This is a genomic window from Aquirufa aurantiipilula, assembly GCF_019923745.1.
In the GTDB taxonomy this organism is placed as follows: domain Bacteria; phylum Bacteroidota; class Bacteroidia; order Cytophagales; family Spirosomataceae; genus Aquirufa; species Aquirufa aurantiipilula.
Genome location: NZ_JAANOG010000013.1, coordinates 38920 through 55579, shown reverse-complemented (window position 1 = coordinate 55579; position 16660 = coordinate 38920). Strand labels below are relative to the sequence as shown.

The window sequence follows — 16660 nt, the reverse complement described above, 5'->3', positions numbered from 1 at the left end:
CACTAAAATGACGAAGACGTCTTTGTGACACACTTTGAAGATACAACTTTTTGTTGGCCATAATTAATAGATTTTAAGTTTAAAATTTTACTTTTAAACGGTCAACCTATTTCAGGCATTGACAAATTATAATCTATAACCTATAATCTATAATTCTCTACTTGCTTGCTTCAAAGCTCAAAGAAACCGAATTGACACAATAACGTAAACCAGTTTCGGTGGGGCCATCGTCGAAAACGTGCCCTAAATGCCCTCCACATTTTCCACAGGTTATTTCTATGCGACGCATGCCTAAGGAATTATCCACGGTCTCTTTAATTACTCCAGCTTTGATTTCTTTGTCAAAACTAGGCCAACCACAGTGCGCATCAAATTTTGAATTGGAAGAGAATAAATGAGCGCCACAACCTCTACAGGTATACACTCCTTTTTCGCTGTGCATCAAAAACTTCCCAGTAAAAGGCCTCTCTGTACCTTTTTGACGTAAAATATAATATTCGTCTGGAGTTAATTTGGCCTTCCATTCGGCCTCTGAATGAGGTAGATCTTTCATAGGTATATTCGCTTGAGCAGCATCCTTGGGTCTTTGACCACAAGCTTGAAAACATAAAAAAACGATGCAAGAAATAAATAGAGATTTCATAAATGTTTTTTTTACAAATAACGAGAAAAAAAGAAGATTGTTTCAATTATACTGACAAAGTAGTCTTTGAAGAATGGCAAATGATAAATGCTGAATGATAAATTGTAAATGATTAATGGTGAATTGTGAAATAAAAAATATGAATAGAAAGAAACATTAAAAAATGAAAGAATAAAGAGTGATATATTTCAATTGGAAGAGTCTGCTTAATAAACTGTGTCAATTACTAACTTAATTAATAATTGACACAATCCATGGAAAAAGAGAAATTTGATTTTGAGGCCTTTGTCAAGCAAGCCGCAGAACAATTAAAACAAAAAAAGCCTTTCACGGGCAAGGATGGGGTATTCACACCTTTGATCAAAAAAATTCTAGAAGCCGCCCTTGAGGGAGAGCTAGATTCTCATCTTGAACAAACGCGTAAACCCGAAAAGAATCGTAGAAATGGTCGTATCTCGAAGAACGTTCAAAGTAGTTTAGGAGGTTTTGAAATCTTCTCACCACGAGACCGAAATGCCACTTTCGAGCCTCTTACGGTAGAAAAGCGTCAGACCAGTATTAGTAGTGATATCGACAAACAAATTATCAGCTTGTTTGGTATGGGCAATAGCTACTCAGATATACAGAAACATTTGTCTGATATGTATGGTGTAGACATCTCTGATGGCACCTTAACAGCGATTACAAATCTAATCATCCCCGAGATCAAAGAGTGGCAAAATAGGCCTTTAGAGAATGTTTATCCAGTCATCTGGCTGGATGCGATGTATTTTAAAGTCAGGGAAAACGGGATAGTTAAGACCAAAACCATTTACTCCATACTTGCTGTATCTTTAGAGGGTCAAAAGGAAGTGATCGGTATCTATTTTGGTGATAGTGAAAGTTCAGCCTTTTGGCGTCAAATATTGAACGAACTTCAATCTAGAGGTGTGCATGATATCTGTGTGGCTTGTATTGATAACCTGAAAGGTTTTGGAGATGCTATTGAAGATATGTTTCCCAATACGGATGTTCAGCTTTGTATCGTTCATCAAATGCGCAATAGTTTAAAATACATGAGCTGGAAGGATCAAAGAGCGCTAACTGCCGATTTAAAGAAAATATATCAAGCCAATTCATTAGACCTTGGATTACATTATTTGAATCAAGCAGAAGAAAAATGGGGAGCAAAATACCCCGTAATCTTTCGAAGTTGGCGAAATAACTGGGATAGGCTATCGAATTTTTACAAGTATCCAGCCACACTCAAAAAGATTATCTACACGACAAATCCCATTGAAAGCTTTCATCGGATGGTAAGAAAAGTAACCAAAACTAAGGGGGCATTTTCCAATGAGGATGCCATTATCAAACAGATTTACCTAGCTACCATCAATGCTAATACCAAATGGTCAGGAAAAATGTTTGGTTGGAATACGGTTAGAAACGAATTAAATATTTACTTCGCAGATAGATTATTAAACAATGACACAGTTCATTGAGCACTCCCAATTGGAATTAACAACTAAAAGATACTAAATTGAAAAACAATTTATCATTCATCATTTATCCTTTATAATTTGCTCAAATGTGCTACTACACCGACCAAACCAGCTCCAATAAGGCCTTGGAAATTAGGTTCAAAGCACAAGCTAAATACGAAGAATCATTGGCAAAAAAGGGCAAAATATCAGGCTTCACACGAGCTGGCTTGCCCATCATTACACAAGCCAAACCAGAACTCATCCAATTATTTCCTTGGGGCCTGATTCCAGCCTGGGCCAATGAAGAGCAAGCCAAAGAATTACCTAAAAATACCTTAAACGCTAAATCAGAAAGTATTTTTGAGAAAGCATCCTTTGAACCATCCATTTTAAAACAACGCTGTCTCGTGCTTGTGGATGGATTCTACGAATGGCAACATGTGGGTAAAGAAAAAATTGAATACCACATTCATCTAAAAACAAAAGGTCCATTCGCTTTGGCTGGAATCTATGCAATTTGGCATAATCCCAGAACAAAAAACCTAGAACCTTCATTTTCCATCATTACCACTCCCGCCAATGACCTAATGGAAACGATACACAATACAAAAAAACGAATGCCCTTAATTCTTTCCGCTGATCAAGAAAGAAATTGGTTAGCACCTATGTCTAGCGAGGAGATTAAAACCTTTTTCAAGCCTTTTGACAGCGCTAGTATGCAGGCTCAAAAGGTGAAAAATTTAGGTGAGCAAACTCAACTTTTCGCATAAAATTTCGCATTTTCCTCCAACACGTCTTCATTCACACAATTTTGCCATTGTAAAATCCTTTAAACTTCATCTTATGCTTACCGATATCCATCCTAAATTACCCATGAGAAGTAAAAAGGCTACCAGGGATTATTATATTCTTCAGCTAGGCTTTCAAGAAGTGGGGCAAGTTGATTATGAGGGATATTTGATGATACAAAAAGATCGAATTCAACTCCATTTTTTCGAGTTCAAAGACTTGAATCCTCTGGAAAATTATGGACAGGTATACATCCGAACTCAGGATATTAGCGGTTTTTATCAATCTTTATTGGATAATCAAGTAAAAATTCATCCCAATGGGTCTTTAGAATTAAAACCTTGGGGGCAAAAAGAGTTTTCTTTGCTTGACCCGGATCACAATTTGCTGACATTTGGGGAAGCGATGTAGGCGATGGAATCGATCAAGCTGATGACATGCTATTTTTTTGTAAATTAACTCCATTAAAAAAATAGGAACTATTCTAATAACTAATGACGATGAAAAAATTACTAATTGCTCTATTGGGATTACTTTCTTGGACTGCTCAAGCGCAACATACCTTAGAAAAAGTTTGGGAAAGTGATACGACACTCGCTGTACCGGAGTCGGTTTTATACCACCAAGGTGGACTTTATGTCGCCCTAATTGATGGACAACCTTGGGATGTGGATGGCAAAGGAGAAATTGCCAAACTAGATAAAAATGGTAAAATTCTGAATGCCTCTTGGGTCACAGGCTTAAATGCACCTAAGGGAATGGGTATTTGGAAGCAACAATTATATGTAGCGGATGTTTCTGAAGTAGTCGTTGTCCAATTGGCTACTGGAAAAATAACAGCTAAAATTGCCGTGGAAGGGGCAACTGGCTTGAACGATATCACCATTGACAAGCAAGGAATTGTTTATGTTTCTGATTCCAAATTAGGCAAGGTTCATCGCATTGAAAATGGCAAAGCAGCACTTTATTTAAGTGACCTCAAAGGGGTTAATGGACTTAAAGCGGTTGGTGATGATTTGTACATGTTGACTGCCAATGTGGTGTTCAAAGCTGGTGTAGATAAAAAACTGGTGCCTGTTGCTACGACAGAAATTGGTGGAGATGGCATTGAGCCAATTGGCAATGGAGATTTTGTGGTTTCTTGCTGGCCAGGCTTAATTTACTACATGGACCAAGCAGGGAAATTAACCACCATGCTGGATACGCGTGAAAAAAAATACAATACGGCAGACATTGGCTATAACCCAGAGCAGCGCATGGTCTACGTCCCTACTTTTTTCAAAAAGTCGATTGTGGCGTATAGGTTGAGGTAGAGTTATTAGGAGTTAGGGTTTAGTTATTAGGGTTTAGGGATTAGTTATTAGGAGTTAGGGGGTTAGAGGGCAATTGAAAATATCCCCGCTGTTTGACATATGCTATGTCGAATAGTGAATGAAAATGCTTGGATCTCAGTCAAGTGTATTGATGTCTTTATTTCATATTTGTCATTGGGTCCATTCTATTTTGCCTCTGAGTATATATCTAACTTTGCGATTTGTACCCTAAACTCTAATAACTAAACTCTAATAACTAATCCCTAATAACTAACTAATACCGTGGATCCGCTTTCCAACCCAGCTTGCGCATCTGTAAAACCCGCAAAGAGCGGTGACCAAATTCCTCCATAACTTGCCCCTGCATCCAGTAAACGCCTCCGCCCTTAAAAGTATATTTCTTTAAATCCGAAGGAAAATGTACCGTATCAAAAAAGGCACCTTGCGCATCCAAAAAATAGCCAAAATACATCCGCTCACCTTTTTTCGTCCAGGTAGGTTTTAAGGTTACCAGATAACCTAAAATATCGCCTCGATCGGCCAACAAGTGTGCATTCAAACTCGTAACAGGCCATTCTTCCAATAAGTCGAAAGGCGAACAAAGCGGAAAACCCAAGATTTCCCACTCATCAAAAGCATCTTCTAGCGGCTCATGTACCAGGGTGGGTAAAACACCAATCTCCGTACTATCCTCAAACATTTCCATAGCCACCACCTCGGACACTTTCCCCTGAAAACGAGCATGAGCCTCCCACATCAAATTCTTTTTTCCTGTTCCTAATCGCCGAAAAGCTCCCACGCGAATCAGAATGATGGCTTGTTCCAAACCTAAACTCACCCGCCGACCAAAATCCTCCCAAGATACAAAAGGGCCCTGCTTTCTGGCTTCCAACAATTCCCGTATCAATCCTTTCTCCAGACCTTTGACATGTACCCAACCCAAATACACCACTTGACCATCTAAGCGTGTCAAATACTCGCTTTCATTAATCTCAGGCGCCTCTATCCATCCTCCCGACCTACGCGCCTCATGCACATAAAACTCCGTCCGATAAAAACCACCAAAATTATTAATCACTGCCACCATGAATTCCAAAGGAAAATAGGCCTTCAAATACAAACTTTGATAGCTCTCTACCGCAAAACTAGCCGAATGCGCCTTGCTGAATGAATACCCACTGAAACTCTCCATTTGTCGCCATACCTCCTTCGCCACCGCCTCCTCATAGCCTTTTTCAGCACAATTCAGAAAAAACTGCTCCCTAATGCGCTCAAACTCTCCTCGTGAACGGTATTTACCCGACATCCCTCGACGTAAGACATCCGCCTCCGCCAAGCTCAAACCAGCAAAATAATGTGCCACTTTAATCACATCTTCTTGATACACCATCACGCCATAAGTCTCCTGCATCAACTCCCCCATCAATGGATGGACAGGCTGATACGAATGAGGCGCATGATGCCTTTCGATGTAGGCCTTCATCATGCCCGAACTAGCCACACCTGGGCGAATGATGGAACTTGCCGCTACTAAAGTCAGGTAATCCGAACAATGTAACTTCTTGATTAACTGCTGCATGGCCGGAGATTCTACATAAAAACAGCCCATAGTTTCATGACTTTCTAGCTGGATTTTGATTCGCTCATCCCGCTTAAAATCCGCCACCCGATGTATATCGATGTCGACCCCACGGTTTTGACGAATAATCTCCACGGCCTCTTTGATATGCCCCAAACCTCGTTGAGATAAAATATCAAACTTCGCAAAACCGATTTCCTCGGCTACATACATATCAAATTGACAAATAGGAAAACCCTTGGGCATAGGTTCTAAGGCGGTATATTCCGACAATGGTCTATCCGAAATCAATATTCCCCCTGCATGAATGCTCAGGTAATTGGGGAAATCAATCAATAGATTTCCGTATTTAATGATCCATTGATGAATTTGGGAATTCGACTGCCGCAATTCGGCCGTTGGGGCTATCCACGCATCAATCTCTGCCTTGGGTAAACCAAAGACCTTCGCCAGTTCTCGGTAAATTGAGCGATCCCGAAAAGTCACATAAGTCGCCAATAGGCAAACGTATTGCGCCCCATATCGTTTGAAGATATAATCAATAATCTCATCACGCTCATCCCAAGAAAAATCAATGTCAAAATCAGGAGGACTCGTTCGGTGGGGGTTAATGAAACGCTCAAAATACAAATCCAGCTCAATGGGATCCACATCCGTAATACCCAAACAATAAGCCACAATGGAATTGGCCCCACTTCCCCTCCCTACATGGAAATACCCCCTCGACCGCGCATAGCGAATGATGTCCCAAGTAATCAAAAAATAGGACTCAAAAGAAAGGTCATGAATCACCTGAAGTTCTTTTTTGATCCGCTCTTTCGCCTCTCTAGAGGAATGGGGATAACGATAAAGCATCCCCTCATAGGCCAATTTAGCCAGTAAAGCCTGATCGTCTTCCGGACTAGCACTAAATAATTTGCGGTTTTTGGAGGACCTAAACTCAAAAGAGAATTCACAACTCTCCAAGATACGGTCTGCTTCTTCCAGCAAGCTCGGGAAGTCCGCACAAAAATCCGTTAATTCCGCTGGACTATACAAACGTTCGTCGTCCTGGGCTTGTGCCTCCAATGGCAACTTACTCAATAAGACATTGTGGTCAATAGCCCGCAACAAACGGTGCATGGAGAATGCCCTTTTATCCAAAAAAGTAACAGGGTGACACCAAACCAAAGAAGCCCAGTCCTGCTCTTTCCACAATTTGTTTCGGTCACTGGCTCTGACTCCCCAGCGCTCCTGAGGACCTAAACTTTTTATTTGTTCTCGACGTGCCAAAGGAAAGATGGTCCATACATCTGGTGAACTAGGCGGCCTCTCTGGCCAAGGGGCAGAAGACAATAGATATTGACTCGCAAAAGCATTGATTTGAGCCAATCCTGAGGCATTTTTAGCCAAACAAATATAATAACAAGCATCTCCCTGCCGAAACTCCATACCCACCACCGGCTTAATGTTGGCCACTCGACAAGCCTGAAAAAAATCATAGATTCCCGATATGCGGTGTATGTCAGTCAATGCCAAGGCCTTAATACCCTGCGCAGCAGCAGCCTCCACCAGAGCCTCTGGCGACAGCGTTCCGTAACGTAAGCTATAATAGGAATGACAGTTGAGATACATTAATCTTCTGATTTAGGTAAGATATTTCGACGTTCATGGCGACCCATTAAACCACTAGCACGTACAATAGAGAATTCTCCAAATCTATTTTTCAAGCCATCCATGGCATGGTAGAGAGGTGCCAAACGAGCACCATCATCAAATAGATTCAACTGCTCCTGCCCTTGTAATAATTTTGAGAAACGCACGCCAATCAAACGTATCAACAAACGGCGATCATAGAGCTTTTCAAATAAGTCCACCACCGCTGGAATCAAGCGATGATCACTCGCCGTAGCAGGCAAGGTGATTTGACGGGTATGCGTATCAAAATTGGAATAGCGCAACTTCACCGTAACACAAGAAGTACATTGTCCCAAAGTCCGTAAATCATAGGTCAACTGCTCCGTCAATGAACCTAATATCCGTCTCAACAAAACCACATCCGTACTATCTTGATCAAAAGTCATTTCCTTCGACAAAGACTTTTGTTCTGAATAAGGCACCACAGGGCGTAAATCAATTCCATTAGCGCGCTCCCAAAGCATCACGCCCGACTTACCAAAACTACGCTCCAGGACTTTCAGGGGCATTTGACTCAAAGTTCCTACATGAACAATTCCCATATTCCGTAATGTCTGAGCCGTCACCGAGCCAATCATCGGGATTTTACCCACCGGCATAGGTGCCAAAAAAGCCTTTTCCTCTCCCGCCAACACCTGGTATTGACCCGCAGGTTTGACATGATTCGTGGCTACTTTAGATACGGTCTTATTGACCGACAAACCAAAGGAAATCTGCAAGCCTGTTTGTTTTTGAATTCGTTCACGTAAATCGGTGGCAAAACGATAAGCCCCAAAAAAGCGCTCCATACCCGTCATATCCAAATAAAACTCATCAATGGAAGCCTTTTCTACCAAAGGCGCACGCTCCATAATCAAAGATGTTACCGCTTCTGAATATTGAGAATAGGCTTCAAGATCGCCTCGTAGCACAATAGCATCCGGACAAAGCCGCATGGCCATCCGCATGGGCATAGCAGATCTTACCCCAAAAGCACGAGTTTCATAACTGCAGGCCGCCACGACACCTCGATCAGATAAGCCCCCAACAATGACAGGCTTACCCACCAAAGCACTATCTCGTAGTCTTTCGACAGAGACAAAGAAACTGTCCAAATCCATGTGAACAATGGCACGCTCTTGCATAAAATTGATAGATATTTGGGTATTCTGAATACCTTTTGTAATTTCGATACAAATGGTATCCATAAATGGATACGAATTTTATTCATTTTACATTAATAAGCAACATACATGAGCACTTTTTTTAGCCAGAATTTACGATTCTTACGCAGCAAAATGTCGGAGAAAACTTCCCAAGAAAAACTGGCTGAAATCTTACAAATAAAAAAACCTACTTTGGGCTCTTATGAGTCGGGAAGAGCAGAACCCAAATATGCGGATTTGATCTTATTGGCCAACTTTTTCGAGGTGGAAGTAGACGAATTACTCAAGGAAGATTTATCCAAAAGAATCCCTGGCCTATCCAATAAACCTAAGCTACGTATTTTAGCCACCACGGTTAACGACGATAATGAAGAGAACATTGAGATGGTACCGGTGAAGGCTTTGGCAGGATATACCACCTCTTATGACGACCTGGATTTTATCAAAGAATTACCGACTTTTCAAGTTCCATTTTTAACCAAAGACCGTAAATACCGTGTATTCCCCATCAAAGGAGATTCTATGTTGCCCTTACAATCCGGCTCTTTGGTATTTGCCGAATATGTAGAAGATTGGAAAGACATCAAAGATGGCACCATCTGTATTGTCGTGACCCGCGAAGACGGGGTGGTTTTGAAAAAAGTCATCAACCACTTACAAGAGAAAAATGTATTGATTCTGAAGTCGACCAACAAACTATACGACCCCTATCCTATCCTAGGCACTGAAATCCAAGAAATCTGGAAATTCGCAGGGTATTTCTACAATGAATTCCCTGAAACTAACGAATAAATTAAGGCCTTTCTCTTATTTCATTTATGTCCATTCCTTTTCAAAAAATAGCCGCTAGCTTACAGCTGAGCGAAAATGCCGTTCGTAAAACCATTGCCCTATTAGAAGAAGGCGCTACCATCCCTTTCATTGCCCGTTATCGAAAAGAGATGACAGGTAGTTTGGATGAAGTTCAAATCCGCGACATTCGGGATGCCATGGAGCTTTCCATCGAACTAGAAAAACGCCGAGAAGCCATTTTAAAGTCGTTGAAAGAACTGGATAAACTTAGTCCAGAACTAGAAAGAGCTGTTCGTGCAGCCGAAACCTTGGCGAAGCTAGAGGACCTATACCTGCCGTATAAACCTAAACGTAAGACCCGCGCCATGGCTGCTCGAGAAAAAGGTTTACAGGAATTAGCCAATACCCTATTTCAGCAAAGAAATCTTTCGCCAGAGGATTTAGCCGAGAAATTTTTAGATGAAGAAAAAGGTGTCCTCTCTTTGGATATGGCTCTTGCAGGTGCGCGGGATATTTTGGCGGAAGAAATGATGGAAAAAGCAGAAGCCCGAGAAGATGCGCGTCAGCTTTTTGCTCGTAAAACCCAAGTGAAATCCAAAGTCAGCAAAGGCAAACAAGAAGCTGGCATTAAATACAAAGATTATTTTGATTGGTCCGAATCCTTGGCTCAAGCTCCTTCTCATCGGATATTAGCTTTATTTCGCGGAGAAAATGAGGGTATTTTGACGCTATCTTTGGAAGGACCTGACCATGATGTAGTAGACCGATTGGAACGGCGATTCCTAACGGGTCGTAATGCCTGTGCCGATCAGGTGGAATTAGCCATACAAGATGGATATAAAAGACTCCTGCAACCTGCCATGGAAACGGAAATGCGAGCAGAGGCTAAAAAACGAGCCGACGAAGAAGCGATTCGGGTATTTGCTGAGAATGTACGTCAATTACTATTGGCTGCTCCCTTGGGACAAAAGCGTATTCTTTCCTTAGACCCAGGCTTTAGAACAGGTTGTAAATTGGTCTATTTAGATGAACAAGGTAACTTGATAGAGAATACCACCATTTACCCACATACTGGCCCTGGGCAGGCTCAAGAAGCCGAACAAACGCTACGTTCTTGGGTTAAGAAATATCAAATTGAGGCCATCGCCATTGGTAATGGTACAGCAGGTAGAGAGAGTGAAAGCTTTGTGAAAAACCTACGACTAGATGGCATCAGTATCATCATGGTCAATGAAAGTGGAGCTTCCATTTATTCCGCTTCCGAAGTAGCCAGAGAAGAGTTTCCTGATAAAGACATCACCGTTCGTGGAGCAGTGTCCATCGGTCGCCGACTCATGGATCCTTTAGCCGAATTAGTGAAGATTGACCCTAAGTCGATTGGCGTAGGGCAATATCAGCATGATGTAGATCAAAAGAAACTACAAGCATCTTTGGATGATACCGTTATTTCGTGTGTTAACTCAGTGGGTGTTGAATTGAATACCGCTTCCAAACAAATCCTATCCTACATTTCAGGTTTAGGACCGCAGTTGGCACAAAATATCATTGATTACCGACAAAAAAATGGCCCATTTTTACGTCGATCCGATTTAAAAAAAGTCCCTCGATTAGGGGAAAAAGCCTTTGAGCAAGCTGCCGCATTTTTACGTATTCGAAAAGCGAGTAATCCTTTGGATGCGAGTGCTGTTCACCCGGAACGCTATCCCATTGTGGAGCAAATGGCGAAGGATTTACAATGCAAAGTGTCCGATCTTCTTCAAAATGAAGCATTAAGAAAGGAAATACAAATTAGTAAATACGTAAGTTCGGAAGTCGGAATCCCTACCCTGACCGACATCGTTCAGGAATTGGCGAAACCCGGACGTGACCCTAGGGAGCAGTTTGAGGCTTTTGAATTTACGGAGGGAGTCAACTCCATCAAGGACTTACGCGTGGGAATGAAGCTTGCAGGTATTGTGACCAACATTACCAATTTTGGTGCTTTTGTGGACATTGGAGTACACCAAGATGGTTTGGTACATGTGAGTCAACTGGCTGACAAATTCGTGAAAGATCCCAATGAGGTGGTGAAAGTTCAACAAAAAGTAATGGTCACTGTTACCGAAGTAGACGAAGCGCGTAAGCGAATTGCCTTGAGCATGAAAGCTCGTTAATCCAACATTATCAAGTTATTGGACAACAAAATTGATTTGAAAAACGTTACAACGCTCAACGCTGTCAAGGTTTGGAACCTTGCCAGCGTTAGAAAAAGAGCGTTGATGTTGAGTTTTTTACTCGAATTAATGAGCTGATGCAGCAGCACCTTTCTTGCAACAAGAAGGTAATTTTTCATAGCTTTTGCTATCTGCTACAACTTCATCAGCATCATATCCCACTTCAGCAATGGCACGCTTGATAGCCGCCACATCTGTCTTTTTAGGGTTGTATTCTACCGAAATGGTCTTGTCTTTCAAATCCAAGTCTGATTTAGAAATCACTTTGCTCAATGCTAAATTCTTCTCAATGCGCTCTTTGCACATTTCACAAATAGCTGAGGTCTTGATTTTAACCGTTTGTTTAGGCCCCGCCAATGTAACAAAAGGCAAAGCCAATAAGGCTGCTAAAATTAACTTTTTCATTAGGCTGCTTTTTTAACTGCTTTTAATTCCATCGTGCAAGCTGGACACTTCCCTTTTTTAGCATAGGTCTTATTTCCCTCGCATTTCATCGGACATTGATAAACTTCTTTTTTATCCGCACCTGCTTTGCTGGTGTCGTGCTTATGCTCTTGCTTTTCTTGTGCCATCAAGCCATATGTTCCCAACATAAGACCTGCCATCATGATTACATTTTTCATTGTTTTTCTATTTATTGAATTTTATAACGCATTCCAGTATAAACCATTCGACCTACAATAGGCCCCCATACCATGGTAGCATCAAATCCCCGACTGAACGGATCTTTGGCAGACATGATTGGATTAGTTTGAGTAAAATTAAACAGATTTTCAGCACCTACATATATTTCCCACTTTTTGAATTGACGAGTTACCTGCGCATATACCGTAGAAAATGCGGTGGCTGACAAAGTTGGACTACCCACGTCATGCACATGTGTTATACTTCCGTTAGGAATTCTCCTACTGCCATTCCATTGCCAAGTTAAGTCATATTTCCACTTTTCATAAGGTGTGGAATAGGCGATATTCACCAATACCCGATCCTTATTTAAATAGGCCTTGGATAGGCGATTTATTGTCCCCTTCATTGTCAAATAATCAGCTTGCACATCTTGATAACGATAAGCAGCTTTCAGCTCCAATCGTTTCGCTGGACTATAATTTAATTCTGCTTGCCAGCTGTTTGCAAAGGAAACCCCAGGATTACTATACATACGAATCTCACCTCCATTTTCCATATCTACTATCCATTGCTTTTCAAAATCAGTACGGAAAGCATCCAATACTAGACTTCCTTTTCTAGTACCAATTTGGAAATTCTTTGTCAAAGTAGCCCCGAAATTCCAGGCTTTTTCCATGGGATTCAAATCACCTAAAAGCACCAATCTTCTTCCATTAGCCAAGAATCCCATATTTTCTGCCAAAGGATTTACTCGTCGCCAACCTTTTCCAGCTGATAAGCGCACAATCCAATCCTCCGCTGCATCCCACTTCAAATGCCATCTAGGTACCCACTGCGCTCCAAATTGATTATGCCAATCCATGCGATTCCCTAACACCATGGTTAAGTGATTGGGTACAGTCCAAGTATATTCAAAAAATGTCCCAGGTACTAATTCCGTCCGAGCAAAAGTTGAATCAATATATCGCTCTTGGTAGGAATCATATAAAAAACTGGCACCTGCTTTCCAGCTATGATTGGTATTGTCAAAGATGGATTGATAAATCAAATTGGCGTACATGCTTTGCTCCCTGCCCATATAGTTTTTAAATGCAAAATAGGAGTCATTTTGATGCTGTGCTGTATTCAAAATTAAGCCCAAACCTTGATAAGGCTTATCAGGAAACAATCTTGCAATCTTGGCAAAGGTTTCAAATCGAGATGTCCTACTTCCAAATCCATACACCAAAAAGCGGTTAGACGTATTTTCATCAAATTTATTTTGACCTGCCAAACGATTTTCATACAGGTACGATGCGCCCCATTGAACCATCCAACGATCCGTAGCATACTTCCAGCGATTCAGGACATTCCATAAATCGAAAAGCGGTAAATCCATGAACCCATCTCCATTCCCATCTAAACGAGCTGCTTGCTTGGAATAATGCGTGAAAATCCCAGTGGATAATCTTGAGTTGAATTTATGAGCCCCTTGTTGATTGATTTCAAATCGACCTTGGGAATTCGTATACACATTCAAAAAATACTTTTCAGAGGTATCTGGTTTGGCTAGCTCTACGTTAATTCCTCCGGTAATCGACTCATAACCATTGACTACAGAGCTTTGACCTTTTGCCAAATCAATGGATTTAATCCAAGTTCCAGGTAAATAATTTAAGCCATAAGTGGTTTTTAATCCGCGAATGGAGGGAATATTTTCTACATTGGTTTGCACGTAAGTACCCGATAAACCTAACAATTGAATCTGCTTGGCTCCTGTCACCGCATCTGCAAAGCTTACGGATACCGAGGCATTGGTTTCAAAGCTTTCCGACAAATTACAGCAGGCCGCTTTAGCCAAGGTCTTCATCGTTAAGATTTCCGTATGAAGTGTGGCCACATCATCATGATTACCTGGCGCAGCTACAACACGTACTTCGCTCAACTCTTTGTTCGCTGGCTTTAAATGAACATGCAAAAATTGATTCTTATCGACAAAAATAGAGTCGTTGATAAAGCCAGTTGAGCTGAAAATCATCCAACCTGTTTTACCTTGTACATCCAAAGAAAAAGCTCCTTTAACGTCGGTTAAAGTTCCCTTTTTGATGGGTTTGAAATAAACAGAAGCGCCGACAAGGTCTTCCATGTTTCCTTGAGCGTCTAAGCTCATAACTCGACCTTGGACCACTTGTCCAAAGCTATAGGGTAATGCTACCGAGAAGGTAAAAAGCAATCCCAACAATATAATTCGGTGAATTGACATATGATTACAATAAAAGATGAGAAATCATTCTAAATAGAATCGATGTTTCTCAAATATTGTAACGCTGTATAAATGCCAGTCGCTCATGCAATGGCTTTAAATAAGAGGATGCTTGAATTGGTTCTTCCGAATCAATGACAACGAAAGAAGCTGTATTAGAAAACCTTGGAACAAACACTTCAGAACACAACTGTGTCTGTTCAAGGGAATTTTGTACCTTTTTTACCTGTTGATCAAAACCAAATTTGACCTGAATGTGGGCATAATCATAACATGCTGCCCGAGAAATGCTTGTTTCTTTGGTTGAAGAAGGGGATTGCGGAGCATTGAGGGCAGTCCAGCTAATCTTCTTTTTTCCTGTAACCAAACAATCCGATATACGATAAGCAAAGCCTACATGACCCATTAGTAGCCATGCTGACAAGAACACCAAGAAAAAACGTTGGATAGCGCTTTTCATCAAAATATGTTTGAAACAATCAAATTTACACATTAATTAAATATATTAGCTTAATGTCTTTCATTAAACCACTTTATCTCCTTTTTTTTATCAGTTTACTGTTAAGCTGTAGCCATACTTGGGCTCAGAATGACAGCTACCGATACCTCATTTTATTTAAAGATAAAGCCAACTCTCCTTATTCTATTTCCCAACCTGATAAGTTTCTTAGTGCTCGATCGATAGAACGCAGGAAAAAACATAAGATTAGTCTGAAAGAACAAGACTTACCTGTAAACCCAGAATATTTATTAAATGTTCAAAAAAGCGGAGCTAAAATACTTTTTCCTTTGAAATGGATTAATGGAGCCTTGATTCAACAAAAACCAAAAGATTTAGCCAAGACCTTAAATCAGGCAGGTGTCAAAGGTTTATATTATGCTTACCCCATTGATTCCAGTTCCAGTTTTCAAATTTTAAAGAAAAAACCCAAACTAACTGAATTAGCCCAAGCATCCATCACCTTAGCTGATAGTTTAGATTATGGAAACTCCAGCATACAAATCAGTCAATTGGGCGTTAACAGTATGCATATCAAAGGTTTCCATGGAGAGGGCATACTGATTAGCTTATTGGATGAGGGCTTCCTAAATGCCAATAATACGCCCTATCTACAAAAGGCTTTTTCCGAAAAAAGAATCATTTCCACCCTGACTACAACACCGGGTTTGACTGACGTATATAGCCAGGGTTCACATGGGACGCATGTTTTAAGTACCATAGCTGGCTATACTCCCGGCAAACTCATTGGAACAGCCTATCAAGCACAATTGGCATTAGCTCAAACAGAAGAAGGAAGTACCGAAAAAATAGTGGAAGAAGTTAATTGGCTACGGGGCGCTGAATGGGCAGATAGTTTAGGTACCGATGTTATTAGCTCTTCGCTGGGCTATACCGTATTTGATGTAAAATCAAGTAATCATACCTATGCGGAAATGAATGGCAAAACAGCCTTAAGTAGTAAAGCTGCGGCTTGGGCTGCACAAAGAGGTATCATTTGTACTATTTCTGCGGGAAATGATGGAGCAGCTGCTTGGAAATACATTGCATCCCCAGCCGATGCAGACTCCATACTTGCCGTAGCGGCCGTGGATAAATCCCTACTTCGTGCCAGTTTTAGCTCTTGGGGACCTAGTTCTGATGGGCGAATCAAACCCGATGTGGCGGCGATGGGGCAGGCTACCGTTATTGGCACCTATTTGGGGACATATACATCTTCCAATGGAACTTCCTTTGCAGCACCCCTCATTGCTGGATTAGTGGCAGGTACTTTGCAAGCAAACCCCACAAAATCACCTTGGCAAATCATGAATGCCATTCGGCAATCAGGCCATCAAAGTAATAATCCAGATAATTCCTTAGGATACGGAGTTCCGAACTTTAACCGAATAGATAAACTGCTAAATCCTATTCTAAGTACAGCAGCTTTGGAAAAGCCAAAGATTCAAATCTACCCCAATGTGGTGTCCTTAGGAGAAGCTATTCATTTAGATCGAGAGCTATCTACAGAGATCAAAGTGGAGCTAATTAGCAATTGGGGGGCTATTATTCATGAATTTACTTGGACCAATTCCCAACAAGATTTTTACCCTCCTCCCCTCGTTTCTGGTAAATATTATTTTAGATTTACGGATAAAATCACCCAACAAGTGATTCCTTTTTATTTTTCAAACTAAAC

General features: G+C 41.0%; 14 protein-coding genes. 7 read left to right on the top strand and 7 right to left on the bottom strand.

Annotation, left to right across the window (positions count from 1 at the left end; translation table 11 throughout):
* Nucleotides 1–157: 157 nt before the first annotated feature.
* Nucleotides 158–643: a peptide-methionine (R)-S-oxide reductase MsrB gene (gene msrB, locus G9H60_RS12265; protein ID WP_109322619.1), complete on the bottom strand. Its 486-nt coding sequence runs from the start codon at nt 641–643 to the stop codon at nt 158–160.
* A 254-nt stretch (nt 644–897) separates the two neighbouring features.
* On the opposite strand from msrB, the gene G9H60_RS12260 reads away from it, so the two are divergent.
* The 4 genes from G9H60_RS12260 (at nt 898) to G9H60_RS12245 (ending at nt 4208) form a co-directional block, all read left to right on the top strand.
* Complete coding sequence (locus G9H60_RS12260) at nt 898–2124, top strand: IS256 family transposase (RefSeq protein WP_223144344.1); 1227 nt, start codon at nt 898–900, stop codon at nt 2122–2124.
* Nucleotides 2125–2210: 86 nt separating this feature from the next.
* Nucleotides 2211–2876: an SOS response-associated peptidase gene (locus G9H60_RS12255; RefSeq protein WP_223144343.1), complete on the top strand. Its 666-nt coding sequence runs from the start codon at nt 2211–2213 to the stop codon at nt 2874–2876.
* Between the two features lie 73 nt (nt 2877–2949).
* Complete coding sequence (locus tag G9H60_RS12250) at nt 2950–3306, top strand: bleomycin resistance protein (RefSeq protein ID WP_223144342.1); 357 nt, start codon at nt 2950–2952, stop codon at nt 3304–3306.
* 89 nt (nt 3307–3395) lie between these two features.
* Nucleotides 3396–4208: an SMP-30/gluconolactonase/LRE family protein gene (locus tag G9H60_RS12245; RefSeq protein WP_262900033.1), complete on the top strand. Its 813-nt coding sequence runs from the start codon at nt 3396–3398 to the stop codon at nt 4206–4208.
* 274 nt (nt 4209–4482) lie between these two features.
* Here G9H60_RS12245 and G9H60_RS12240 read toward each other — a convergent pair whose 3' ends face one another.
* Both G9H60_RS12240 and dinB read right to left on the bottom strand, forming a co-directional pair.
* Nucleotides 4483–7401, bottom strand: coding sequence for a DNA polymerase III subunit alpha (locus G9H60_RS12240; RefSeq protein WP_223144340.1), 2919 nt, complete (start codon nt 7399–7401; stop codon nt 4483–4485).
* On the bottom strand, nt 7401–8651 hold the full coding sequence (dinB, locus tag G9H60_RS12235) for a DNA polymerase IV (RefSeq protein ID WP_317197234.1): 1251 nt from the start codon (nt 8649–8651) through the stop codon (nt 7401–7403). The genes G9H60_RS12240 and dinB overlap by 1 nt, the downstream gene beginning before the upstream one ends.
* A 45-nt stretch (nt 8652–8696) precedes the next feature.
* Between dinB and G9H60_RS12230 the strand changes: the two genes are divergently transcribed.
* Nucleotides 8697–9401 (top strand): XRE family transcriptional regulator, encoded by a 705-nt coding sequence (locus G9H60_RS12230; RefSeq protein WP_223144339.1) that lies wholly within the window; start codon nt 8697–8699, stop codon nt 9399–9401.
* Between the two features lie 26 nt (nt 9402–9427).
* The gene (locus G9H60_RS12225) at nt 9428–11554 is read left to right on the top strand and encodes a Tex family protein (RefSeq protein WP_223144338.1); all 2127 of its coding nucleotides are present in this window, start codon (nt 9428–9430) and stop codon (nt 11552–11554) included.
* 126 nt (nt 11555–11680) lie between these two features.
* Here the strand turns inward: G9H60_RS12225 and G9H60_RS12220 are convergent, their stop codons facing one another.
* The 4 genes from G9H60_RS12220 to G9H60_RS12205 are packed head-to-tail and all read right to left on the bottom strand — an operon-like array spanning nt 11681 to nt 14943.
* Nucleotides 11681–12019, bottom strand: coding sequence for a heavy-metal-associated domain-containing protein (locus tag G9H60_RS12220; protein ID WP_223144337.1), 339 nt, complete (start codon nt 12017–12019; stop codon nt 11681–11683).
* On the bottom strand, nt 12019–12237 hold the full coding sequence (locus tag G9H60_RS12215) for a heavy metal-binding domain-containing protein (RefSeq protein ID WP_166232825.1): 219 nt from the start codon (nt 12235–12237) through the stop codon (nt 12019–12021). Before G9H60_RS12215 ends, G9H60_RS12220 begins: the two co-directional genes overlap by 1 nt.
* 11 nt (nt 12238–12248) lie before the next feature.
* Nucleotides 12249–14483, bottom strand: coding sequence for a TonB-dependent receptor (locus tag G9H60_RS12210; RefSeq protein ID WP_223144336.1), 2235 nt, complete (start codon nt 14481–14483; stop codon nt 12249–12251).
* A gap of 49 nt (nt 14484–14532) precedes the next feature.
* A complete protein-coding gene (locus G9H60_RS12205; protein WP_223144335.1) occupies nt 14533–14943 on the bottom strand; it encodes a hypothetical protein in 411 nt (136 codons plus the stop codon).
* A gap of 53 nt (nt 14944–14996) precedes the next feature.
* Here G9H60_RS12205 and G9H60_RS12200 point away from each other — a divergent pair, with 53 nt between their 5' ends.
* The gene (locus tag G9H60_RS12200) at nt 14997–16658 is read left to right on the top strand and encodes a S8 family serine peptidase (RefSeq protein ID WP_223144334.1); all 1662 of its coding nucleotides are present in this window, start codon (nt 14997–14999) and stop codon (nt 16656–16658) included.
* The last annotated feature ends 2 nt before the right edge of the window (nt 16659–16660 follow it).